Here is a 22448-nt window from a genome sequence, read left to right on the forward strand (position 1 = left end):
TGGACCCCGGAGAACCCGGGTGCCGGACCGACGGAGGAGCACACGTGACCGTGGAGAGCACTGCCGCGCGCAAGCCGCGACGCAGCAGCGGCACCAAGCGGGCGGCAGGTGCGGCGGGCGCCGCCAAGCCCGCCGCTGCCACCGCGCAGACGCAGAACGCCGTACCTCAGCTCGTACAGCTGCTGACGCCCGAAGGGGACCGGGTCGACAACGCGGAGAACGCGGAGTTCGCCCCCTTCGTCGCCGACATCACCACCGAGGACCTGCGCGGGCTGTACCGCGACATGGTCCTGACCCGCCGTTTCGACGGGGAGGCGACCGCCCTGCAGCGTCAGGGCGAGCTGGGCCTGTGGGCCTCGCTCCTCGGGCAGGAGGCCGCCCAGATCGGCTCCGGCCGTGCCCTGAACGACGAGGACTACGTCTTCCCGACCTACCGCGAGCACGGAGTGGCCTGGTGCCGCGGGGTCGACCCGACCAACCTGCTCGGCATGTTCCGCGGTGTGAACCACGGTGGCTGGGACCCCAACACCAACAACTTCCACCTCTACACGATCGTCATCGGCTCGCAGACGCTCCACGCGACCGGTTATGCGATGGGCGTGGCCAAGGACGGCGCGGACTCCGCGGTCATCGCCTACTTCGGCGACGGCGCGTCCAGCCAGGGCGACGTGATGGAGGCCTTCAACTTCTCCGCCGTCTACAACTCCCCCGTGGTGTTCTTCTGCCAGAACAACCAGTGGGCGATCTCCGAGCCGACCGAGCGCCAGATGCGCGTCCCGCTCTACCAGCGCGCCCAGGGCTTCGGCTTCCCGGGCGTCCGCGTGGACGGCAACGACGTGCTGGCCTGCCTGGCCGTGACCCGCTGGGCCCTGGACCGGGCGCGCCGCGGCGAGGGCCCGACCCTGGTCGAGGCGTTCACGTACCGGATGGGCGCGCACACCACCTCCGACGACCCGACGAAGTACCGCCGGGACGAGGAGACCGTCGCCTGGGAGGCCAAGGACCCGATCCTGCGCCTGAAGGCCCACCTGCTCGCGACCGGAGGCGCCGACGAGGCCTTCTTCGCCGAGCTGGAGACGGAGAGCGAGGCGCTGGGCAAGCGGGTGCGCGAGGTCGTGCGCGCCATGCCCGACCCCGACACCATGGCGATCTTCGAGAACGTCTACGCGGACGGGCACGCGCTCGTCGACGAGGAGCGCGCGCAGTTCGCCGCCTACCTCGCGTCCTTCGAGGGTGGGGAGTGACCACCATGGCCATCGAGAAGATGTCGATCGCGAAGGCGCTCAACGAGTCGCTGCGCAAGGCCCTGGACACGGACCCCAAGGTCCTGATCATGGGCGAGGACGTCGGCAAGCTGGGCGGCGTCTTCCGGATCACCGACGGACTGCAGAAGGACTTCGGCGAGGAGCGGGTCATCGACACCCCGCTCGCCGAGTCGGGCATCGTCGGCACCGCCATCGGCCTCGCGCTGCGCGGCTACCGGCCGGTCGTGGAGATCCAGTTCGACGGGTTCGTCTTCCCCGCGTACGACCAGATCGTCACGCAGCTCGCGAAGATGCACGCCCGCGCCCTGGGCAAGATCAAGCTCCCCGTCGTCGTGCGCATCCCGTACGCGGGCGGCATCGGCGCGGTCGAGCACCACAGCGAGTCCCCCGAGGCGCTCTTCGCGCACGTGCCGGGCCTCAAGGTGGTCTCCCCGTCCAACGCGAGCGACGCCTACTGGATGCTCCAGCAGGCGATCCTCAGCGACGACCCGGTGATCTTCTTCGAGCCGAAGCGCCGCTACTGGGACAAGGGCGAGGTCGACGTCGAGGCCATCCCCTACGAGCTGCACAAGGCGCGCGTGGCGCGCGAGGGCTCGGACCTCACCCTGGCGGCCTACGGTCCGATGGTGAAGGTCTGCCTGGAGGCGGCGGCCGCGGCCGCCGAGGAGGGCAAGTCGGTGGAGGTCGTCGACCTGCGGTCGATGTCCCCGGTCGACTTCGACGGGATCCAGGCCTCGGTGGAGAAGACCCGCCGGCTCGTGGTCGTCCACGAGGCGCCGGTGTTCCTGGGCGTGGGCGCGGAGATCGCCGCCCGCATCACGGAGCGGTGCTTCTACCACCTGGAGGCGCCGGTCCTGCGCGTGGGCGGCTTCCACGCCCCGTACCCGCCGGCCCGCCTGGAGGACGAGTACCTGCCGGGCCTGGACCGGGTGCTCGACGCCGTCGACCGCTCGCTGGCGTTCTGAGGAGCCACGTTCATGACCATCCGCGAATTCAAGATGCCCGACGTGGGCGAGGGCCTCACCGAGGCCGAGATCCTCAAGTGGTACGTCCAGCCGGGTGACACGGTCACCGACGGCCAGGTCGTCTGCGAGGTCGAGACGGCCAAGGCCGCCGTGGAACTGCCGATCCCGTTCGACGGCGTCGTGCACGCGCTCCTCTTCGAGGAGGGCACCACGGTCGACGTCGGCCAGGTGATCATCTCGGTGCAGACCGGCTCCGGCGAGGCCGCCGAGGCTCCCGCCCAGGAGGCGGCCCCGGCCGCCGCCGCGGCGGAGGAGGCGGCCCCCGAGGCGCGCCAGCCCGTCCTGGTCGGCTACGGGGTCTCCACGGCCTCCACGAAGCGCCGCCCGCGCAAGGCCCCGGCGGGCGCGGCCGTGCAGAACGGCACGGCTCCGGCGGCCCCCGCGGCTCCGGCCGCTGCGGCTGCCCCGGCCGCTCCGGCCGTGAACGGCAACGGGCACGCCGCCGCGGAACGGCCGCTGGCCAAGCCGCCGGTGCGCAAGCTCGCCAAGGACCTCGGCATCGACCTGGCCTCCGTCGTCCCCACCGGCGACGGCGGGGTCGTGACCCGGGAGGACGTCCACGCGGCGGCCGCCGCGGCGATCGCCCCGCAGGCCGCGCCGGCCCCCGCCGCGGTCCAGGCCCCGGCGGCCGCGCCCGTCCAGGCCCCGGCGGTCGAGACGTCGGCGCGGGAGACCCGCATCCCGGTCAAGGGCGTCCGCAAGGTCACCGCCCAGGCCATGGTCGGCTCCGCCTTCACCGCGCCGCACGTCACCGAGTTCATCACCCTCGACGTGACCCGCACGATGAAGCTGGTCCAGGAGCTCAAGGACGACCCGGACCTGGCGGGGCTGCGGATCAACCCGCTGCTCCTCATCGCCAAGGCGGTCCTGGTGGCCGTCCGCCGCAACCCGGACGTCAACGCGTCCTGGGACGAGGCGGCCCAGGAGATCGTGCTCAAGCACTACGTCAACCTGGGCATCGCGGCGGCCACCCCCCGCGGGCTGATCGTCCCGAACATCAAGGACGCCCACGCCAAGTCGCTCGGCGAGCTGTCGACGGCCCTGTCCGAGCTGGTCGCCACGGCCCGCGAGGGCAAGACCTCGCCGGCGGACATGCAGAACGGCACCCTCACCATCACCAACGTCGGCGTCTTCGGCGTCGACACCGGTACGCCCATCCTGAACCCGGGCGAGTCCGCGATCCTCGCGGTCGGCGCGATCAAGCTCCAGCCGTGGGTCCACAAGGGCAAGGTGAAGCCGCGCCAGGTCACCACCCTCGCGCTGTCGTTCGACCACCGCCTCATCGACGGTGAGCTCGGCTCCAAGTTCCTCGCCGACATCGCGGCGGTCCTGGAACACCCCCGCCGCCTGATCACCTGGGCGTGACGGACGACGACGCACATCCCGCAGGCCGGCCCCCGCGAGGCGGGGGCCGGCCTGCGGCCGTTCCCGAACTCCCTGGCCGGTGCGGCCGCTTCATGTGATCATCGCCGGATGCTCTTTCGACCTGCCACCGCAGACGCCACCGACCTGGACCGCGCCTTCGCCTACCCGGCCGACGGCCCCGTCCCCGCCCTGACCGCCGAGCGGATCCGTGAGGAGCTCGCCGGGAACCGGTTCCGGCCCGAGTGGATCTGGTTCGCCGAGGACGAGGACGGGCAGGTCCTGGCCCGCGCCCTGTGGTGGGGCCGCGCCGACAGCGAGCGGCCCATCGCGCTCGACTGCCTCCAGGTGCGGTCCTCGGTGGCCGACCCGGCCGCCCTGGCCGCCGGGCTGCTCGCCGCCGGACACGCCGCCTTCGGCAACCTCCCGGACTACAACATCTCGCTGCCCCGCGACTGGCGGACCGACCCGGCCCTGGCCGACGCGGTCGCCTGGCGGCAGAAGGCGGCGTACGAGGCCGGTCTGACCTCCGAGATCGAGCGCCTGCGCTACGAGTGGACCCCGGCCGCCGGAGCCCCCGCCGCACCCACCGGTCGGCTGGTGTTCCGCGAGGGCACCGACGAGGAGTTCCTGGACGCCTTCGCCCGGCTGTCGGCCGGCAGCCTCGATCTGCACACGCAGACCGAGCTCCGGTCGATGGATCCGGAGCAGCTGGCCCGCGAGGACGTCGAGTTCTACCGCGACTGCCCCGGCGAGCGCTCGTGGTGGCGCCTGGCCGAGCTGCCGGACGGCACCCTCGCCGGCATGGCCATCCCTTCCGCGACCCCGTACCACCGCAACGTGGGCTACCTGGGCGTCGTACCGGAGCAGCGCGGCCGGGGCCTGATCGACGAGGTCCTGGCCGAGATCACCCGCTTCCACGCCGCGGCGGGCGCCGAGCGCATCACCGCCACCACCGACACCGTCAACGCGCCCATGGCGGCCGCTTTCGACCGGGCCGGGTACGAGGTGACGGAGATCCGCCTCGTCCTGGAAGGCCCGTCACGCTGACGGGCCGGACCGGGTAGCCTCCCGGCGTGTCGATAGCCGAGTTGCAGGTGTACTCCGTCGAGGAGGCCGACGCCACGGGCGGTGTGTGCGTGGTCCGCTGCGTCGGCGGGGTGGCGCGGGCCGGGCAGGTCTACGCGGTGGGCGAGTTGCGGCTGGGGCTGCGCCGCATCGAGCGGTACGGGCGCACCGTCGGCTTCTTCGACGCCGGGCACGTCGCGAAGGTCCACCTCACGGGCGCCGTGGTCGCGCTGCTCAGCCGCGGTCAGGTGCTGACCTCGGTGCCGCCGGACGGGCACTCCCTGGAGGAGCTGGAGGACTGGCTGGCCACGGACCCTGCGCTGGGCGACGATCCCCCGCCGCGCACGCTGCGCGCCCTGGCGGTCGGGTGGATGCAGGACGACGCGGTGCCGGACGCGGTCCGGCTGCGCTGGGGCCGGGTGGCTCTGGCCGCCACCCACCGCTGCGCGCAGGCCGAGGGGGCGGGCGAGCTGGCCCGGGGGGCCGAGCTCGCCGCCGTACGCGGTTACCTGATCCGGGAGTTCGGCCCGGAGCGCGGCGGCGACCCGGCGGCCCTGTGCCGGGAGCTGCTGGCGCTGATCGACCTGACCCCGCAGGAGGCGGCCGCGCAGGCCCGCACCTGGCGCGACCTGCCCCGCGCGCGCATCCTGCACCTGCGCCGCATCAAGAACCTGCTCCCGTGGCTGGCCCTCGTCCGCCCGCACCTGCCGGACGGCGAGCCGTTGGCGGAGGCGGTCGACGCGTGGGCGGCGGTGCGGCCGGGATTGCCGTAGGCCGATGGGGTGACATCGGCTTTCGGCCAATGGATGATGATCCTTGTCTTCACGGGTTTACGTGCGCCCGACTGTCGCTGGGGGAAGTGGACGTCTACCAGTCGTGCGGCGCCGTGCCCGTGACGGCTTGACATCACCTCTTTCATGAAGGAAACCTTTGCGTCCCACTCGTGCGACGGTCCTGCTGACCGCAGGTCTCGTCACTCTCCTCGGCGTTCCCGGTGCCGCCGCCGCCGATGCCCCGACGTCGCTCCACGTCAACAACCAGGACGGGTCGAACTGCTCCGACGCCGGGTCCGGCACGCAGGCCGTGCCGTACTGCACGATCTCGGCGGCGGCCAAGGTCGTGGTACCGGGGCAGACCGTCCGCATCAAGCCGGGCAAGATCTACGTCGAGGCGGTCACCATCGACCGTTCCGGAGAACCGGGCAAGCCGATCAGCTTCGTCTCCGACGGGTCGGCGGACGATCCCGTGCTGGTGCGCTCGGGCAAGGGCCCGGTCCTCGTCAACGGTGCCTCCCACGTGGTGCTGCGTGGCGTGCTGGCCGGCACCGGCCTCCACGTCACCCGCTCCAGCGATGTCGAGCTGGACCACGTCCAGACGAGCAGGGTGCCGTCCGCCGCCTCCGTACGGATCGGTGAGGGGAGCACGGACGTCCGGCTGACCCGCAGCACGCTGTCGGGCGTCCGGATCGACGGCGGCGCGCGGAACACCGTGCTCAGCCGCAACGTGATCTACGGCGCCGCCGTCCCGGCGGTCGCCGCCGTGGACGCGCCGGGCACGGTCGTCACCAACAACACGGTCTACGGCTACTGCGCGGCGAGCCTCTCGGTCACGGGAGCCACGACCGGCGCCGGCCTGTTCAACAACGTGATCTGGACCGCGGGCGGCGCCGCCGAGTGCACGGCCGCCGCCGATCCGCGCAACGCCGTTCTGGTGTCGCAGAGCGCGACGACGGGCACCCGCGCCGACTACAACCTCGTCGTCGGCAACGAGAGCAACCCCGCCCCGGTGCCCTACAGCTGGTCCGGCACCACGTACAAGGACCTCGCGGCCTTCCGGGCCGGCACCGGCCAGGGCGCGCACGACATCCTCACCCCGACGGCGGAGAACGTCCACCTGGGGGAGGGCTCCCTGGTCATCGACTCCGCCGACGCGACGGCGCCGGGCGTACTGCCCACCGACGCCGACGGCTTCCCGGCCCTGGACGACCCGCTCACGCCCAACACCGGGAAGGACGGCGGGTACCTCGACCGCGGTGCCCAGGAGGTCAACGACGCGCTGAGCGCCACCTGGATGACGGTCGACCAGCCCTGGGCGCCGGCCGGGACACAGGTGCAGGTCCGGGCCGTCTCGGACAGCCGGTGGCCGACCACGATGAGCTACCGCGTCGACTTCGGTGACGGTACGGAACCCGTCGTCACCCGGCAGGGCGACGGCCCGAACGCTCTGGCCGAGCACGTCTACGGCAAGCCGGGCGAGTACCTCGTGAGGGTGACGGCGGTCAACGCCGCGGGCCGCACGGCCACCGCGGACAAGACCGTCAAGGTGACCGCGGCCGGCCCGCTGACCGGCAGCTTCAGCACCGCGCCGGTCCTGCCGACCTCGGACAACCCGATCGGGCGCGTCGCCCCGCTGACCCTCTCGGTCGACCCGGCCGCCTCTTCGACGCCGTGGCCGCTGGAGCGCGTGGAGGTGGACTTCGGTGACGGCTCCTCCGAGTCCGGTGAGGCCCTGTCGACCGTCCGGCACACCTACAACACGCCGGGCGACTACAAGGTGTCCCTGGGGCTCCGGGACACCAAGGGCGGGACGTCCACGGTCAGCCGGACCGTCCGGGTCGACTACGCGGCCTCCGGCTACGTCGCCACCGCGCCCTTCCGCCTCGCGGACACCCGCACCACCGGCCGTCCGCTGTACGGCGGCGTGACCAGCTCCCAGATCATGCCGGTCGGCATCAACCTGCCGGACCACGTCATGTCGGGCGGTATGGCCTCGGTGGTCCTCAACGTCACCGTCACCGGCGCCACCCAGGACACCCACCTCAGCGTGTCCCCCCAGCAGCAGGACGCCCCGGCGACCTCGAACGTCAACGTCCGGGCGGGCGGCACCTCCTCCAACACGGTGACCGTCCCGGTCAGCGCCCACGGCAGCGTGGGATTCCGGCTCAACGCCGGGCAGGCGGACCTGGTCGTCGACTTCGTGGGCTACTACCAGCCGAACATCGGCCAGCGCTTCAGCCCGGTCACCCCGGCCCGGCTCGCCGACACCCGCACGTCGGGCGGCGCGGTGGCCGGCGGCACGACCCGTACGGTCAAGGTCGCGGGCGTCAACGGCATCCCCGCGGACGCCACGGCCGTCGCGCTGAACCTGACCAGCACCGGCACGACGGCCGACACGCACGTGATCGCCTACCCGGACCCGGCGAAGCGGCCCGTGACCTCGAACCTGAACCCGGAGCCGGGCAAGGACAAGTCCAACCAGGCCATCGTCCCGGTCGGTCCGAACGGGACGATCACCCTCTACAACAACGCCGGTTCCACGCACCTGGTCGTCGACGCGGTCGGGTACTACGGCAAGGACGGCAAGGCCCTGTTCACCCCGGTCGTACCCAAGCGCCTGGCCGACACCCGCACCACGGGCAAGGTCGCCCCGGGCGCGACCACGACCGTGGCCGGCCTGCCGGCGAACGCGGTCGGCGCGGTGCTGAACGTGACCGCGACCGACACCACCGCCGCCGGCTTCCTGACCGTCCACGGGTACGGAACCGCGCGTACGGACGCGAGCAGCCTCAACACGCTGCCGGGCCTGACGGTCCCGAACCACGTCACCACCCCGGTCGGGGACGGCAAGGTCAGCGTCTTCAACAGCTGGGGCGGCGCCAACCACGTGATCACCGACTTGCTCGGCTACTTCACGCAGGGCTAGCCGTCCGACCTGCACCGGAGCCCCGGCCGCCGCACACCGAGCGGAGGCCGGGGCTCCCGGCTGTGCTGCGCCGCCTCAGCCCTCGCCGGCGGCGCGTGCCGCGTTGCCGAGGACCCGGGTCGGGGTGATGCGGACGACGACGCGGACTTCGTCGGCCGGGGCGTCCTGGTACTCCTTGCCGGCGCCCGGGCCGAGGTACTCCTCGGCGATGCGGACGGCGACCGCGCGGCCGGCGTCCTCGGTGACGGTGGCCTTGCCGCGGATCTCGGCGTAGAGGAAGGGGTTGGCCAGGTCGAAGACGGTCAGGCCGACCCGCCCGTCCCGGACGATGTTGCGCTCCTTGCGGCGGCCCTGTTCGGTGGATATCAGCAGGTCCCCGCCGTCGCGGGACACCCAGACCACGGAACTCTGCGGGCTCCCGTCGGGGTTGATGGTCGACAGGACGGCGGGATGCGGTGCGTCCAGCAGTCCGCGCACGGTTTCGTTCAGCTCAACGGTCATGCGAGCAAGGCTAGTTGGCGTGGACAGGCGACCGCCTGGAGTGCGCCGGGCCGGACCCGTCTTCGTCACGTCCGGTCGCGTGACGCCCAGTTCCCCCTGCGGAAACCCTAGCCGGAGGCATGGAGCGCCAGTTCGGCCCACACCGTCTTGCCGACGACCCGGTCCGAGGACCCCCACCGCTGCGAGAGCAGGCTCACGACGTGCAGGCCGCGCCCGTACTGCTCGTCGTCCCCCGCCGCCCGCCGTACGGGCCGGCGCTCTCCCTTCGGATCGCTGACCGCGATGCGGAGCACTGCTCCGGTGAGCTCCACCTCGACCCGCAGGTGCCGGTCCCGCACCGAGCCGTGCAGCAATGCGTTGGTGGTCAACTCGCTGGTCAGCAGGGCGACATCCGAAGCCAGCCCGGGCTGCCCCCACGCGACGGCCAGCCATGCGGCCCACCGCCGGGCGGCGGGCACCGAGTCCTGCCGGGGCGGGTAGTTCCGTACGTCGTACCGGATGGGCTCGTCCATCGTGTCGGCACCTCCTGTGCGGGCGGTGGCATTGCCGGTGCCGGTGCGGGGCAGCCCGGTGCGCTTCCGCCAACTGTGGCTCTGCGGTGAGCAGTTCGTCACCGACCGTAGGGGCGGGAGCACTGCGGGTGCAAGCTATTCCGGGGAAATCTATCCCCAGGGGTGGTTGTGCGGCCGCGGCCGGGCGCGGAAGACTGCCCCAGGTACGAGGAGGTGGACAAGTGCCCACGGACAACCGGGTATCCACGGTGCTCGCGCGCCGACTGGGCGGTGAGCTGCTCCGCTTGCGCGATGCGGCGGGACTCACCCAGCCGCAGGCGGCCCAGGTGCTGAGCGCTACCGCGGCCAAGATCGCCAAAATGGAGCGGGGCTGGGTCCCGTTCCGCGACCCCGACATCGTGGCCCTGTGCAAGCTGTACGACGTGGGGGACGAGGCGGTCGTGCGCAGGCTGCTGTCCCTGGCCAAGCTGGACCGCGAGCGGCGCAAGGCCAAGGGCTGGTGGCAGCAGACGCCCATCGTGGGAGGGCTGGGCGAGTACATCGCGATGGAGGAGGTCGCCATGCGCATCCGTACGTGGCAGCCCGCTCTGATCCCCGGCCTGCTGCAGACCCCGGAGTACATCAGGGCGCTGGGCGTCACCTCCAACTGGTCGCATCCGGACGAGATCGAGGCCCTGGTCACGACGCGGATCAAGCGGCAGGCGCGGCTGTGGGACGACGAACCGCTGGAGTTCCATGCGGTGCTGTGGGAGGCCGCCCTGCGCAACGAGGTCGGTGACGGGGAGGTGATGCGCGGGCAACTCGACCATCTGGTGCGGATGGCGGAGCTGCCCCACGTGCACGTTCAGGTGCTGCCCTTCGGGCCCGGCAGGCACCACGGTGTCAAAAGCTCGTTCAACATCGTCTCGTTCGCCGAACCGGGGGCACTGGACGTCGGTTATGCCGAGGCCATCGGCTCTACCCTGTGGGCAGAGGGGGCTGAGGCCAACGAGGCGTACAGGGAGGCATTCGACCGGGTGTCACGTCTGAGTCTTGCGCCGCACGACTCCCTCGTCCTGATCGAAGCCATCAGCAAAGGTATGTAAGCCCATGAACGAGTTCGAGTTCGTGAAGTCCAGCTACAGCGACGACCAGGCCAACTCGGAGTGCGTTGAAGTGGCGGCGAACGTGGTGGGGACGGTGGCCGTTCGGGACAGCAAGCAGGGCGGCGGGCCCGTCATCCGGTTTGCCGACGCGGCGTGGGCCGACTTCGCGGCCGGGGTCCTCGGGGGGCGGCTCCGCGGCCGGTGACCCGGGTCCTCGCCGTCGCGGAGTTCGCGGAGGTGCCGCCCCGTCCGGGTCGGGCGTGTCGGCCCACCGGCACGGGCTGATCACGGCCCCGTACCGCGCGCCGTGGGGAGCCCCCGCGTGCGACCGCGCGACCGTACGGACCCCCTTGACGGGGCCCGGACGCGGGGAGACGCTCCCCCGTCGGGGATCCGCACGGGTGCAGCTGGGGGGCCGCCATGCCGGAGGAATCTGTCCAGACAGCGGGGGAGTTGCGGGCACGGCTCGCGGCGCACGGGGCGCGGTGGTCGGTCCTCGAGCACCTGGCCGACGAGGACCCGCTGCCGAGGCCCTCGCTCGGTCTGGAGCCCGGGGCGAACCTGACTCCCGCCGAGGCGGTCCGCGGCGCCGACCTGCGGGCGCTGATCGGGCACGCGAGCGGCAATCCGCACCTCACCCGCCGCCGGGCCGCCCACGGGCTCCTCCCCGGCACCCGGGCGGGCGTGCGGCCCGCCGCCGTCGACTGGCGCAGCCGCTGGGGCCGGTCCTGGATCACCAAGGTGAAGGACCAGAACCCGTGCGGTTCCTGCTGGGCCTTCGGCGCCGCCGGGCTGGTGGAGTCCATGGCCCGGATCGAGCACTGCGTGTGGGCGGAGCGCTCCGAGGGGGACGTCCGCGACGGGCTCAGGCTCAGCTGCGGGCAGGGCGGCAACCCCGAGACCGCCCTGGACTGGATCAGGACCAACGGCGGGCTCGCCGATCCGGACTGCTGGCCGTACAGCACCCCGCCCGCCGGTCTGCCCGCCGCCCGGCGCGAGGCCTGGCGCGCCGAGTACACGCCCAGCTGGGACCGTTCGGGCCGGACCGTCCGGATCGGCCACCACGTCCGGCTCGGCGACGTCGAGCAGCAGAAGGTCTGGCTCGACACCGTCGGCCCGCTGACCGCCTGCTTCGACGTGTACGACGACTTCTTCGCCCTGGGGGCCGGGGTCTACCACCGCACCAGCGACCGGTTCGCGGGCGGCCACTGCGTACTGGTCGTCGGGTACGACGACGCGGCGGGCTGCTGGCTGTTCAAGAACTCCTGGGGCACGGGCTACCACGTCGGCGGCTACGGCCGGATCGCCTACGGCGAGGTCAACATCGACTACTGGGCCAAGTGCGGCCTGCACGACACCAACATCGACCCGTGGAGCAAGCGCCGCCTGCACGCCGGCAACGTCTACGAGAGCGGCAACGGCCGCGCCCACCGCAACTTCGAGTTGCTCGCGCGGGCCGGCGGCGGCCGCCTCCAGCACTGGTGGCGCGAGGGCGACGCGCCCCACGTGTGGGCCCGCGCGGGCACCTTCGCGAACGACGCCTCGGGCCCGCCCGCCTTCACCGGCACCACCTACAACCGGAACATGGAGTCCCTGCACGTGACCACCGGCGGCCGGCTGCGCCACTGGTACTACGAGCAGTCCGCCGGCGTCTGGCGCGACGGCGGCGCCTTCGGGCCGGGCGACGCGTCCGTCGGCTCGACCCCGGCCTTCATCCAGAGCGACTACGGCAAGCCGGGCAACTTCGAGGTGGTCGTGCGGACCGCGGACGGCCGCCTGAACCACTGGTGGCGGATCAACGGCGCCCCCTGGACCTGGAACGACGGCGGCCGCTTCGCCTCGGGCATCGCCCACTACGGCCCCGCCCTCGTGCAGACCCGCTCCCGCCGCCTGGACCTCGTCGCGGCGCGTGCCGACGGCCGCATGCAGCTGTGGTGGCGCGACGACGCGCACGGCTTCGTGTGGCGGGCCGGGGAGGTCTTCGGCGCCGGGGCGGTCTGCGCACCCTGCCTGATCGAGGGGCAGTACGGGGCCGTGGACGAGGACACGGCCGGGAACTACGAGCTGTGCGTGGCCGTTGACGGCGGGCGCGTCGAGCACTGGTGGCGGGGCAACGCGAGCGGCTCGGACTGGACCCGCAGCGCGGTCTTCGGGCACGACGTGCGGGCGGTCACGGGGATGCTCCAGGGCAGTTTCGGGTTCAACCTGGAGGTGATCGTCCTGCGCACCGACCGCCTGCTCCAGCACTACTGGCGGGACGGCGCCGGCTGGCACGAGGGGCCGGTCATCGGCCCCGGTTGAGAGGACGGGGGCGCGTGGAGGTACGGAGCGTCGTGCTGAGCCCCGGTGAGGCGTACGAGCTGCGGCTGTCCGGGCGCGGGGCGCGCGGGTACGTGTGGACCTGGCAGGTCACCGGGGACGCGGACGTGGTGGCGGTGTCGGAGGGCCCGGCGCTCTCCGTGGAGCCCGGGGCCGACGAGGCCGGGGCGGCGGTGCCGGCCGGCGAGGCCGGGGCGGGCCGCCCGGTACCGGGGGCGCCGGTGGAGCGCACGTACGTCGTACGGGGCCGTCCTCCGGGCGGCGGCCGGGCCCGGATCCGGTTCGCGCAGATCCGGCCGCCCTACCCCGACGAGGCCCCGTACGACGAGTTCGTCCTGGACGTGGAGGTCACCTGAGCGCCCAGCGCTGTACGGACTCCAGCGGCCCCCGGTCGAAGCGGCGCAGCCACAGCCACGACCCGGCGGCCAGCGCAGCCCCGACGGCCGCCCACAGGCCCATGACCCACCAGGGGCCGGTCCCGGCGAGCCGGTCGGCCAGGCCCAGTCCGAAGCCGTAGCAGAGCAGCATGCACAGCAGGTTCTGCGTGACGTAGCAGGTCAGGGCCGTGCGGCCGATCGAGCCGAGGGCGGTGGTGAGGGCCCGAGGGATCCACAGCCGGTCCAGGGCGACGCCGATCAGCCCGATGTAGCCGACGGCGACGAGCGGCGCGGCCCCGTAGCGGCCCAGGAGGAAGAAGGCGTCGCCGCCCAGCGTGGCCGCCGCGTTCAGCGGAAGTCCGAGGGCCAGGCCCCACAGGGCCATCCGGGTCCGTATGCGCCGGCCTTCGGCGGTGGCGGTGAAGGCGCCCGCGCGGTGCAGCCGGACGCCGAGGAGGAACAGGAACACCAGCAGCCCGAAGGAGAAGACGGCCTCGATCCGCAGGGCGGGGAGGTGCTCCAGCCGGAAGACGATCTGGTCGGCGTAGCCGCCGTGCGCGTACAGCGCGACGGCGGCCGGGTCCGGCCCCCGGGGCGCTGCGCCCGAGGAGCTCAGGTCGGCGAGCGTCAGCAGGGCGAGGAGGGCCAGGTGCACGGAGGCTGCCGTCCACATGGCACGCCGGCGGACCTTCTCGGAACGGGCGAGGAGCCAGGCGACGAGGAGGGCGGTGACGGCGTACCCCATCAGCACGTCCCAGGCGAAGACGAGGACGAAGTGGACGGTTCCCTCGGCGAAGAGGAAGGCGGCGCGTCGCGGGTAGCGGCCGGGCCACGGCTCGCCGCGGCGGGCGGCGGAGTCGTACTGGATGGCCAGGCCCACCCCGAACAGGACCGTCAGCAGGGCCAGGAACTTGCCGTCCGCCAGGAAGCGGAAGACGCTCTCGGCGAGGTGCGCGACCGAGGGGTCGGCGACCGGGTCCGGGGTGGTGAGCCCGCCCTGGAGCACGCCCCATTCCGAGCCGGGCGAGGCGAAGATCCAGACGTTGGTCATGAGCGTGCCGAGGATCGCGGCGCCGCGCAGGACGTCGAGGAGGGGGAGCCGGGTGCTCAGCGGGCCCGCCGGGACGGTGGTCAGGGTATCGGCCATGACTTCAGCGTCCCGGCGCGCGGGGCCCCGCACGTCGTGCCGGTGGACGAACCCGCGGTACATCCTTCGATGCAGTCTTGGATCCTGAGACACGACCAGGCTGTACGCAGCATGTATCTATGCTGTGCACATGCCTGCATCCGCCCCCGCACCCGCCGCCGACCGCGTCTACCGGCACATCAAGCAGGGCGTCCTCGACCGTCGGTACGAGGGCGGCACGCTCCTCACCGAGGGCGAGGTCGCCGAGGCCGTGGGCGTGTCCCGCACGCCGGTGCGCGAGGCACTGCTGCGCCTGGAGACGGAGGGGCTGATCCGGCTCTACCCGAAGAAGGGCGCGCTGGTCCTGCCCGTGTCGGCGCAGGAGATCGCGGACGTGGTCGAAACCCGGCTGCTGGTGGAGGAGTTCACCGTGCGGCGGGCCGTCCCGGCCCCGGCCGTGCTCCTCGAGAGGCTGGAGGAGCTGGTGCGGGCCCAGGAGCGGCACGCGGACGACGGGGACCTGGCGGCCTTCGCGGCCCTGGACCGCTGCTTCCACGCCGAGATCGTCCGGCACGCCGGCAACCAGATCCTCTCCCGCCTCTACGACCAACTGCGCGACCGGCAGCTGCGGATGGGCGTCGCGGTGATGCACGCCCATCCGGACCGGGTCGCGCAGAACCTCGTCGAACACCGCGAGGTCCTGTCGGCGCTGCGGGCGGGCGACGCGGACCGGGCGGCGGCCTGCGTACGGGCGCACCTGGGCAGGGTCGGAAGCCTGATGCGCGGGGACGCCCGGTGAGCGCGCTCGACCCACCCGGCGGGCGGAAGGCCGTCGCCGTGTGGTCCATCGGCGTCGCGGTCTACTTCGTGGCGGTGATCTTCCGTACCAGCCTGGGTGTGGCCGGACTCGACGCCGCCGACCGCTTCCACGTCAACGCCTCGGCGCTGGCGACCTTCTCGCTGCTCCAGCTCCTGGTGTACGCGGGGATGCAGATACCGGTGGGACTGATGGTGGACCGGCTCGGCACCAAGCGGGTGCTGACGCTCGGGGCCGTCCTGTTCACCGCCGGACAGCTCGGCTTCGCGCTGTCCCCCTCCTACGAGATGGCCCTCGCCGCCCGGGCCCTGCTGGGCTGCGGCGATGCCATGACCTTCATTTCGGTGCTGCGGCTCGGCACCCGGTGGTTCCCGGCCCGGCGCGGGCCGCTGATGGCGCAGCTGGCCGGGCTGGTCGGCATGGCGGGCAACCTCGTCTCCACGCTGGTCCTGGCGCCCGTGCTGCACGGGGTCGGCTGGGTCGCGGCCTTCGCGGGGAGCGCGGCGGCGGGAGTGGTGGTCCTGGTCCCGCTGGTGCTGTTCCTGCGCGACCACCCGGAGGGGCATGCGCCGCCGCCGGTCGCGCGGGGCACGGGCGGGGGTTTCGTCCGCCGTCAGATCCGCGAGTCCTGGAGCGAACCGGGCACCCGGCTGGGCCTGTGGGTGCACTTCACCACGCAGTTCCCGGCGATGGTGTTCCTGCTGCTGTGGGGCATGCCGTTCCTGGTGGAGGCCCAGGGGCTGTCCCGGGCCACGGCGGGCGGGCTGCTGACGCTGATCGTGGCCTCGAACATGGCGCTCGGCCTGGTCTACGGCCAGATCGTCGGCCGCCGGCAGTCCGCACGGATACCGCTGGCCCTGGGCACGGTGGGGCTGACGGCCCTGCTGTGGGCGGCGGTCCTCGTCCACCCGGGCGACCGGGCGCCGATGTGGCTGCTGGTCACGCTGTGCCTGGTGCTGGGCTCCTGCGGGCCGGCGTCGATGATCGGCTTCGACTTCGCCCGCCCGGCCAACCCGCCGGACCGCCAGGGCACCGCCTCCGGGATCACGAACATGGGCGGCTTCATCGCCTCGATGACCACCCTGCTGGCGGTGGGCGTCCTCCTGGACGCCACCGGCGAGAACTACCGCATCGCCTTCTCCACGGTGTTCGCCGTGGAGGCGCTCGGCGTCACCCGCATCCTGCGGCTGCGCGGCCCGGCGCTGTCGCGCGAAGCCGCAGCCCGGGCCGTGGTCGCCGCGCCGCAGGCCCCGCAGCTTCCGCACTCCCCGCAGGCCCCGCAACCGGAGCGGGCCCCTCGCGCGTGTCCCCTTCCGGAGACGTCGGGGCACGGGTCACAGTAGGCCCGCCGTAGGCAGCCGACGCACGGTCAGAGGGGGGATCCGCCGGAATGTGGACCAGTGTGTCCGCCGCCTCCGTGCCGGTCGCGGACCGGTTCGAGTGGTTCAACGACCTCGTCGCCTCCGCCCTGATACCGACGGCCATCAAGAGCGAACGCTGCGCCGACTTCCAGGCCGAGGCGGCGATGCTGGACCTCGGCGTCACCCAGGTCTCCACCTTCGCGCACTCGCCCCTCAGCTCGCGCCGCACGCCCGCCCTGATCCGCCGCGGGGACCCCGAGCAGTACCAGCTGGCCCTGATCACCGGCGGCCGGTGGTGGATGTCCCACCAGGGCGGCGACGAGGAGTTCGGGGTCGGCGACATGATCCTGTGGGACACCTCGCGCCCCCAGGCGACCGTCGCCCACCCGGGGAACGGCCCGAGCCGGTCGATCATCCTCCACCTGCCGAAGGACGCCCTGCCGCTGCGGCCGGAGCGGGTCGACCGGCTGCTCGGCCGGCGCATCGCCACCGACAGCGGCACGGCGGCCGTCCTGGCGCAGTTCCTGTCCTCGCTCGGCGAGCACGGCTCCACCTGCGGACCGCAGGAGCTGCGCCGACTGGGATCGGTGGCGGTCGATCTGGCCGCCGCCTGCCTGGCCCACCGCCTCGACGCCTACGGGGAGCTCCCCGCCGAGTCCCGCGAGCGGGCCCTGCGGACCCGGATCGACGCGTTCATCGAGCACAACCTCGGCGATCCGGCGCTCGACCCGGGCCTGATCGCCGCCGCGCACGGCATCTCCGTACGGAGCCTGCACGCGCTCTTCCGCGGGCAGGAAGAGGGCGTCGCGGCCACCGTCCGGCGCCGGCGCCTGGAGGGCGCCCACGCCGACCTGGCCCGGCCCGAGCTGGCGGGCCGGCCCGTCCACGAGATCGCGGCCCGCTGGTGCTTCGGCAACGCCCCGGCCTTCAGCCGCGCCTTCCGCGCCGCGTACGCGCTCAGCCCCACCGAGTTCCGCCGCGCGGCCGCGGCCGCGACCGGCCCGGCCGCCGGGCCCGGCGTACGGGACTGAAGGCGGAGCCACCGAGCGGGGCGGACCCCCGTCCCTCCCCGCCCGGATGCGCTCAACGAGGTCAGACTAGGGACGGCCGGCCACGGGGCGTGTGCCCTGCGCGCAGGATCCGTTGATCTTCCGCGCAGGCACCCGCACCCGCACCGGCCCGACTGCTACGCCGGTCACGCCGGTCACGGCGGTCACGGCGTGCTCAGGGCGTGCTCAGGGCGTGACGGCGAACCCGGCCAGGATGGCCCCGGCCAGCTCCGCGTCGCCCTCGACCTTCACCCGGTCGGCGACGGCGTGCGCCCGGACCCGGCCCGCGGCCAGGCGGACGTACGTCTCCCAGTCCAGGGTGAGCGTCACGGCCGGGCCCAGCGAGGGGGACTTGTCCACGGTCCCCCGGCCCTCCGCGTCGACCCGGACCGTCCGCATGAACTCCAGCTGACCGTGCACGTCGATCACCACCGCAGAGTTCGCCGGCGCGCCCGCCCGCTTCGCGACCACCTTCGGCAGCCCGGCCAGCAGGACGTCCCGCGCCACGTACGCACCCGGCGAGTCCCAGTTCCCCGGCACGCCCAGCGCCGCCCGCAGGTCCTGCTCGTGGATCCACACGTCGAACGCCCGCAGCCGCAGCGCGTGCTCCAGCGTCACCTGGTCGCCCAGCGGCCCCCGCACCAGCGTGGCCGGATCCCGCTTCTCGTTCCGCAGCTGCCGCGAGCGCCGGATGACGGTGTACTCGAGCTCCGAGGTCATCTCCGGCGCGGTGTGGTGGCGCCGTACGTCGACCTGCACCTCCATGTACCGGCTGAACTCGTCCACCACGTGCCGCAGGTCGCGGGCCACGGTGTGGATCGGCCGCGGGTCTCCGAGCTGCTCGCATTCGATGCCGATGATGTGTGACACGACGTCACGGACCGACCAGCCCGGGCACGGCGTCGCCCGGTTCCACTCGCCCTCCGTCAGCGGGAGGACCAGCTCGGATATCGCCTCGATGGAGTGCGTCCACGCGTCGGCATAGGGCTGAAGGCTGGGATGGACGGTCAACGGGACCCCTCGCGGTGCTGTTCAGTGGCGCGTTCTGGAAGCTCTGGACATCAGACTCGGTTTCCAAAACTACGCTGCCGGTGAGCACCCCGGCAGTGCTTTCGTGTGACGATCGTAGGCCCGAGTTGACGGCTGGAAGGCCAGGACGGTGGTAATGTGCGCGCCTCGCTGATTCAAATCGCAGTGAACGAGGGCGAGTCGGTGGATTCCCGGCGCGCCCGGGTGGCCGATCTCGTACGGGAGCAGGCCGGCTCGGACCTCGTCGTGCTGCCCGAGCTGTGGACGGTCGGGGCCTTCGCCTACGAGCAGTTCGAGACCGAGGCGGAACCGCTGGACGGACCGACCTTCGCGGCCATGTCCGGGGCCGCCCGCGATGCCGGGGTCTGGCTGCACGCGGGCTCGGTGGTCGAGCGCGCGGGCGACGGATCGCTGTACAACACCACCCTCGTGCTCTCCCCGCAGGGCGAGCTGGCCGCCACCTACCGCAAGATCCACCGCTTCGGGTTCGACCAGGGCGAGGCGGTGCTCATGTCGCCGGGGGACTCCCTGACCACGGTGGAGCTGCCGGAGCAGACCCTCGGCATCGCCACCTGCTACGACCTGCGCTTCCCGGAGCTGTTCCGGGGCCTGGTCGACGCCGGGGCCACGACGATGGTCGTCGCCGCCGGATGGCCCGCGCGGCGCCGCTCGCACTGGACGCTGCTGAGCCGGGCGCGGGCGGTGGAGGACCAGGCGTACGTCCTGGCGTGCGGCCTGGCCGGCACCCACGCGGGCGTCGAACAGGCGGGACACAGCCTGGTGGTCGACCCGTGGGGCGAGGTCCTGGCCGAGGCGGGTCCCGGCGAGGACGTCCTCACGGTCGACCTCGACCCGGCCAAGGTCCCCGACACCCGCGGTCAGTTCCCCGCCCTCAAGGACCGCGTGCTGGGGCTGCGCCCGCCGGCCGGCGCATGACCTCGCCCTCCGACACGGCGGCTGCCGCCCTGTACGGGAGCCAGGGCTGGACCATCCGGCAGTCGTCCCCGATGGGCGGCATTTTGTCCCGTACGAGGCATTTCAGGCGCTGATCCGTGCCCGCGATAGGTTGCCCCCATGCCCCTGCTCTACGTGACCGACCTGGCGTACCCGGCGCGCGGCCGCCGCTACGGCGACGAGGACGTGTTCCTCACCGCCCGGCTGCGCGAGCACTTCCCCCTGGCGCTGTGCCACCCGCGCGACGCGCAGCGCCTGATGCCGGGCTTCGACGCCGTGGTCGTCCGCAACAGCGGGCCGGTCCTGCACTACCAGCAGGCCTACGACGCCTTCCGCGCCGCCGCGCTCGCCTCCGGCACCCCGGTCTACAACCCGCTCACGGGCCGCGGCGACATGGCGGGCAAGCAGTACCTGCTCGACCTCACGGCCGCCGGGTACCCGGTCATCCCGACCGTCGACGACCCGGCCCGGCTGGCGGAGCTCCCGCAGGTGGCGCAGTACGCGGTCAAGCCGAAGCAGGGCGCGGACTCCATCGGCCTGACCTTCACCGCGGACCCCTCCGGCGCGGCGGGCGAGGTCCTCATCCAGCCGCGCATCGACTTCGCGTACGAGGTGTCCTTCTACTTCGTCGACGACGCCTTCCAGTACGCGCTGTACGCCCCGGACCCGGCCCGCCGCTGGGAGCTGCGGCCCTACGAGCCCACCGGCGCGGACCTCGCGTTCGCCCGGGCCTTCACCGAGTGGAACACCCTGTCCCACGGCATCCAGCGGGTGGACGCATGTCGCGCGCCGTCGGGCGAACTCCTCCTGGTCGAGCTGGAGGACCTGAACCCGTACCTGTCCCTGGACCTCGTGCCGCCCGCGGTCCAGGAGGCCTTCGTCACCGCACTCACGGGATCTCTCCACTCCTTCCTCGCCTGATGTCGGACCCGGTGCCAGGCTCTGTCCACGGCCAAGCGGACGTTCTCCCCCAGAGGCCGCCCGCATCGAGCCGCAGGCGTGTGACCCGGCGTTCACACCCGGATGGCAAGCTTGAAGCATGAACGATGCCGCCCCGGCGCCCACCCCTGCGCCCGCGCCCCGACGTGCCCGTGTCCGTGCCCCCGAGCTGATCGGCAAGGGAGGCTGGCTGAACACCGGTGGCACCCCGTACACCCTCGCCGACCTGCGAGGACGGATTGTCATCCTGGATTTCTGGACCTTCTGCTGCATCAACTGCCTGCACGTCCTCGACGAGCTGCGCGAGCTGGAGGAGAAGCACCGCGACACCGTCGTCATCATCGGCGTGCACTCGCCGAAGTTCGTGCACGAGGCCGAGCACGCCGCCGTCGTCGATGCCGTTGAGCGCTACGAGGTGCACCACCCCGTGCTGGACGATCCGGAGCTCGTGACCTGGAAGCAGTACGCCGTCCGGGCCTGGCCCACGCTCGTGGTGATCGACCCCGAGGGGTACGTCGTCGCCCAGCACGCCGGTGAGGGGCACGCGCACGCCATCGAACGCCTCGTCGAGGAGCTGGAGGCCGCGCACGAGGCCAAGGGGACGCTGCGGCGCGGCGACGGGCCGTACGTGGCGCCCGAGCCGGTCGCGAGCGATCTGCGGTTCCCCGGGAAGGCCCTGGTGCTGCCCGGCGGGAACCTCCTGGTGTCCGACTCGACCCGGCACCAGCTGGTGGAGCTGGCGCCCGACGCGGAAACCGTCGTACGGCGCATCGGGAGCGGGGAGCGCGGGTTCACCGCCGACAGCTTCAGCGAGCCGCAGGGTCTGGCGCTGCTGCCCGACGGCAGCGTCGTCGTCGCCGACACCGTCAACCACGCGCTGCGCCGCTTCGACCCGGCCACCGGGGCCGTCGAGACCGTCGCCGGCACCGGCAGGCAGTGGTGGCAGGGCTCGCCCACCTCCGGGCCGGCCCTCGAGGTGGCCCTGTCCTCGCCGTGGGACGTGGCCTGGTGGCAGGGCAAGGTGTGGATCGCCATGGCGGGCGTGCACCAGCTGTGGACCTGGGACCCGGCCGAGGGGACCGTCGAGGTCGCTGCCGGGACCACCAACGAGGGGCTGCACGACGGACCCGCCGCCGAGGCCTGGTTCGCCCAGCCCTCCGGGCTCGCGGCCGCCGGGGACCGGCTGTGGATCGCCGACTCCGAGACCAGCGCGCTCAGGTACGTGCAGGACACCCCCGACGGCTACGTCGTCACCTCCGCCGTCGGGACCGGCCTGTTCGACTTCGGGCACCGGGACGGGGACGCCGGGCAGGCGCTGCTCCAGCACCCGCTCGGGGTCACCGCCCTGCCCGACGGCTCGGTCGCGGTGTGCGACACGTACAACCACGCGCTGCGCCGCTACGACCCCGCCACCGGCCAGGTCTCGACGCTCGCCACCGACCTGCGCGAGCCCAGTGACGCCGTGCTGGTGGGCGAGGACATCGTGGTCGTCGAGTCGGCCCGGCACCGGCTGACCCGGCTGCGGCTTCCCGAGGACGCCGTACGCGTCGACGCCGTCGCGCACCGGACGCAGCGCGCCGCCACCGAGGTGGCACCCGGCACGCTCCGCCTCGACGTCGTCTTCCAGGCGCCGAGCGGGCAGAAGCTCGACACGCGCTACGGCCCGTCCACCCGGCTGCTGGTCTCCTCGACCCCGCCCGAGCTGCTCGCCGCGGGCGAGGGCGCCGGGACCGACCTGTTCCGGGAGCTCGTGCTGAACCCGCAGGTCACCGAGGGCGTGCTGCACGTCTCCGCGATGGCGGCGTCCTGCGACGACGACCCCCACAACGAGTACCCGGCCTGCCACGTCCACCAGCAGGACTGGGGCGTGCCCGTCCGCGTCACCGCCGGCGGTGCCTCCCGCCTGCCCCTCGTCCTCGCCGGGATGGACGAGGGGTGACTCCCGGGTCTTCCTGGG

20 protein-coding genes are annotated in these 22448 nt (G+C 73.0%); 16 read left to right on the plus strand and 4 right to left on the minus strand.

Annotated elements, in window-relative coordinates; all coding sequences use genetic code 11:
* Positions 1-44 precede the first annotated feature (44 nt).
* The 6 genes from pdhA to AB0D44_RS01325 all read left to right on the plus strand — a co-directional run bounded on the left by pdhA (position 45) and on the right by AB0D44_RS01325 (position 8422).
* Positions 45-1244: a pyruvate dehydrogenase (acetyl-transferring) E1 component subunit alpha gene (gene pdhA / locus AB0D44_RS01300; protein WP_362582623.1), complete on the plus strand. Its 1200-nt coding sequence runs from the start codon at positions 45-47 to the stop codon at positions 1242-1244.
* Between the two features lie 5 nt (positions 1245-1249).
* Positions 1250-2230, plus strand: coding sequence for an alpha-ketoacid dehydrogenase subunit beta (locus tag AB0D44_RS01305; RefSeq protein ID WP_362582626.1), 981 nt, complete (start codon positions 1250-1252; stop codon positions 2228-2230).
* 12 nt (positions 2231-2242) lie between these two features.
* Positions 2243-3655: a dihydrolipoamide acetyltransferase family protein gene (locus AB0D44_RS01310; protein ID WP_362582629.1), complete on the plus strand. Its 1413-nt coding sequence runs from the start codon at positions 2243-2245 to the stop codon at positions 3653-3655.
* A gap of 108 nt (positions 3656-3763) precedes the next feature.
* Positions 3764-4702 (plus strand): GNAT family N-acetyltransferase, encoded by a 939-nt coding sequence (locus AB0D44_RS01315; protein WP_362582632.1) that lies wholly within the window; start codon positions 3764-3766, stop codon positions 4700-4702.
* Between the two features lie 26 nt (positions 4703-4728).
* Positions 4729-5493 carry a hypothetical protein gene (locus AB0D44_RS01320; RefSeq protein ID WP_362582635.1) on the plus strand — a complete coding sequence of 255 codons (765 nt, stop codon included), beginning with the start codon at positions 4729-4731 and terminating at the stop codon, positions 5491-5493.
* A 157-nt stretch (positions 5494-5650) separates the two neighbouring features.
* The gene (locus tag AB0D44_RS01325; RefSeq protein ID WP_362582638.1) at positions 5651-8422 is read left to right on the plus strand and encodes a PKD domain-containing protein; all 2772 of its coding nucleotides are present in this window, start codon (positions 5651-5653) and stop codon (positions 8420-8422) included.
* A 75-nt stretch (positions 8423-8497) separates the two neighbouring features.
* On the opposite strand, the gene AB0D44_RS01330 is transcribed toward AB0D44_RS01325, so the two are convergent.
* A complete protein-coding gene (locus tag AB0D44_RS01330; protein ID WP_362582640.1) occupies positions 8498-8923 on the minus strand; it encodes a PPOX class F420-dependent oxidoreductase in 426 nt (141 codons plus the stop codon).
* A 107-nt stretch (positions 8924-9030) separates the two neighbouring features.
* The gene (locus tag AB0D44_RS01335) at positions 9031-9435 is read right to left on the minus strand and encodes an ATP-binding protein (RefSeq protein WP_362582642.1); all 405 of its coding nucleotides are present in this window, start codon (positions 9433-9435) and stop codon (positions 9031-9033) included.
* Between the two features lie 221 nt (positions 9436-9656).
* Here AB0D44_RS01335 and AB0D44_RS01340 point away from each other — a divergent pair, with 221 nt between their 5' ends.
* The 4 genes from AB0D44_RS01340 to AB0D44_RS01355 all read left to right on the plus strand — a co-directional run bounded on the left by AB0D44_RS01340 (position 9657) and on the right by AB0D44_RS01355 (position 13195).
* Positions 9657-10520: a helix-turn-helix transcriptional regulator gene (locus tag AB0D44_RS01340; RefSeq protein ID WP_362582645.1), complete on the plus strand. Its 864-nt coding sequence runs from the start codon at positions 9657-9659 to the stop codon at positions 10518-10520.
* A gap of 4 nt (positions 10521-10524) precedes the next feature.
* Complete coding sequence (locus tag AB0D44_RS01345; protein WP_362582648.1) at positions 10525-10725, plus strand: DUF397 domain-containing protein; 201 nt, start codon at positions 10525-10527, stop codon at positions 10723-10725.
* Positions 10726-10940: 215 nt separating this feature from the next.
* A complete protein-coding gene (locus tag AB0D44_RS01350; protein ID WP_362582651.1) occupies positions 10941-12821 on the plus strand; it encodes a C1 family peptidase in 1881 nt (626 codons plus the stop codon).
* A 14-nt stretch (positions 12822-12835) separates the two neighbouring features.
* Positions 12836-13195, plus strand: a complete 360-nt coding sequence (locus AB0D44_RS01355; RefSeq protein WP_362582654.1) for a protease inhibitor I42 family protein — start codon at positions 12836-12838, stop codon at positions 13193-13195.
* Here the strand turns inward: AB0D44_RS01355 and AB0D44_RS01360 are convergent.
* Entirely contained in the window at positions 13188-14363 is a 1176-nt protein-coding gene (locus tag AB0D44_RS01360; RefSeq protein ID WP_362582656.1) for a DUF418 domain-containing protein, read from the minus strand. The genes AB0D44_RS01355 and AB0D44_RS01360 overlap by 8 nt on opposite strands.
* A gap of 130 nt (positions 14364-14493) precedes the next feature.
* On the opposite strand from AB0D44_RS01360, the gene AB0D44_RS01365 reads away from it, so the two are divergent.
* Genes AB0D44_RS01365 through AB0D44_RS01375 form a run of 3 tightly spaced genes read left to right on the plus strand, consistent with a single transcriptional unit; the run spans position 14494 to position 17551 of the window.
* Positions 14494-15141: a GntR family transcriptional regulator gene (locus tag AB0D44_RS01365; RefSeq protein WP_362582659.1), complete on the plus strand. Its 648-nt coding sequence runs from the start codon at positions 14494-14496 to the stop codon at positions 15139-15141.
* Positions 15138-16502 (plus strand): MFS transporter, encoded by a 1365-nt coding sequence (locus tag AB0D44_RS01370; protein ID WP_362582662.1) that lies wholly within the window; start codon positions 15138-15140, stop codon positions 16500-16502. Before AB0D44_RS01365 ends, AB0D44_RS01370 begins: the two co-directional genes overlap by 4 nt.
* 47 nt (positions 16503-16549) lie before the next feature.
* Positions 16550-17551 carry a helix-turn-helix domain-containing protein gene (locus AB0D44_RS01375; protein ID WP_362582665.1) on the plus strand — a complete coding sequence of 334 codons (1002 nt, stop codon included), beginning with the start codon at positions 16550-16552 and terminating at the stop codon, positions 17549-17551.
* Positions 17552-17755: 204 nt separating this feature from the next.
* On the opposite strand, the gene AB0D44_RS01380 is transcribed toward AB0D44_RS01375, so the two are convergent.
* On the minus strand, positions 17756-18580 hold the full coding sequence (locus AB0D44_RS01380) for a maleylpyruvate isomerase family mycothiol-dependent enzyme (protein ID WP_362582668.1): 825 nt from the start codon (positions 18578-18580) through the stop codon (positions 17756-17758).
* A gap of 156 nt (positions 18581-18736) precedes the next feature.
* Between AB0D44_RS01380 and AB0D44_RS01385 the strand changes: the two genes are divergently transcribed.
* The 3 genes from AB0D44_RS01385 to AB0D44_RS01395 all read left to right on the plus strand — a co-directional run bounded on the left by AB0D44_RS01385 (position 18737) and on the right by AB0D44_RS01395 (position 22430).
* Positions 18737-19534 (plus strand): carbon-nitrogen family hydrolase, encoded by a 798-nt coding sequence (locus AB0D44_RS01385; protein ID WP_362582671.1) that lies wholly within the window; start codon positions 18737-18739, stop codon positions 19532-19534.
* 138 nt (positions 19535-19672) lie between these two features.
* Positions 19673-20473, plus strand: a complete 801-nt coding sequence (locus AB0D44_RS01390) for a hypothetical protein (RefSeq protein WP_362582674.1) — start codon at positions 19673-19675, stop codon at positions 20471-20473.
* 118 nt (positions 20474-20591) lie between these two features.
* Positions 20592-22430 carry an NHL domain-containing thioredoxin family protein gene (locus AB0D44_RS01395; RefSeq protein WP_362582677.1) on the plus strand — a complete coding sequence of 613 codons (1839 nt, stop codon included), beginning with the start codon at positions 20592-20594 and terminating at the stop codon, positions 22428-22430.
* Positions 22431-22448 lie beyond the last annotated feature (18 nt).

The sequence above is a fragment of the Streptomyces sp. NPDC048349 genome (assembly GCF_040651925.1).
GTDB lineage: Bacteria > Actinomycetota > Actinomycetes > Streptomycetales > Streptomycetaceae > Streptomyces.

Coding starts and splice junctions, on each gene's coding strand:
- AB0D44_RS01305 (WP_362582626.1), top strand. CDS start 1,250: ATGGCCATCGAGAAGATGTCGATCGCGAAGGCGCTCAACGAGTCGCTG.
- AB0D44_RS01310 (WP_362582629.1), top strand. CDS start 2,243: ATGACCATCCGCGAATTCAAGATGCCCGACGTGGGCGAGGGCCTCACC.
- AB0D44_RS01315 (WP_362582632.1), top strand. CDS start 3,764: ATGCTCTTTCGACCTGCCACCGCAGACGCCACCGACCTGGACCGCGCC.
- AB0D44_RS01330 (WP_362582640.1), bottom strand. CDS start 8,923: ATGACCGTTGAGCTGAACGAAACCGTGCGCGGACTGCTGGACGCACCG.
- AB0D44_RS01335 (WP_362582642.1), bottom strand. CDS start 9,435: ATGGACGAGCCCATCCGGTACGACGTACGGAACTACCCGCCCCGGCAG.
- AB0D44_RS01345 (WP_362582648.1), top strand. CDS start 10,525: ATGAACGAGTTCGAGTTCGTGAAGTCCAGCTACAGCGACGACCAGGCC.
- AB0D44_RS01350 (WP_362582651.1), top strand. CDS start 10,941: ATGCCGGAGGAATCTGTCCAGACAGCGGGGGAGTTGCGGGCACGGCTC.
- AB0D44_RS01360 (WP_362582656.1), bottom strand. CDS start 14,363: ATGGCCGATACCCTGACCACCGTCCCGGCGGGCCCGCTGAGCACCCGG.
- AB0D44_RS01365 (WP_362582659.1), top strand. CDS start 14,494: ATGCCTGCATCCGCCCCCGCACCCGCCGCCGACCGCGTCTACCGGCAC.
- AB0D44_RS01375 (WP_362582665.1), top strand. CDS start 16,550: ATGTGGACCAGTGTGTCCGCCGCCTCCGTGCCGGTCGCGGACCGGTTC.
- AB0D44_RS01390 (WP_362582674.1), top strand. CDS start 19,673: ATGCCCCTGCTCTACGTGACCGACCTGGCGTACCCGGCGCGCGGCCGC.
- AB0D44_RS01395 (WP_362582677.1), top strand. CDS start 20,592: ATGAACGATGCCGCCCCGGCGCCCACCCCTGCGCCCGCGCCCCGACGT.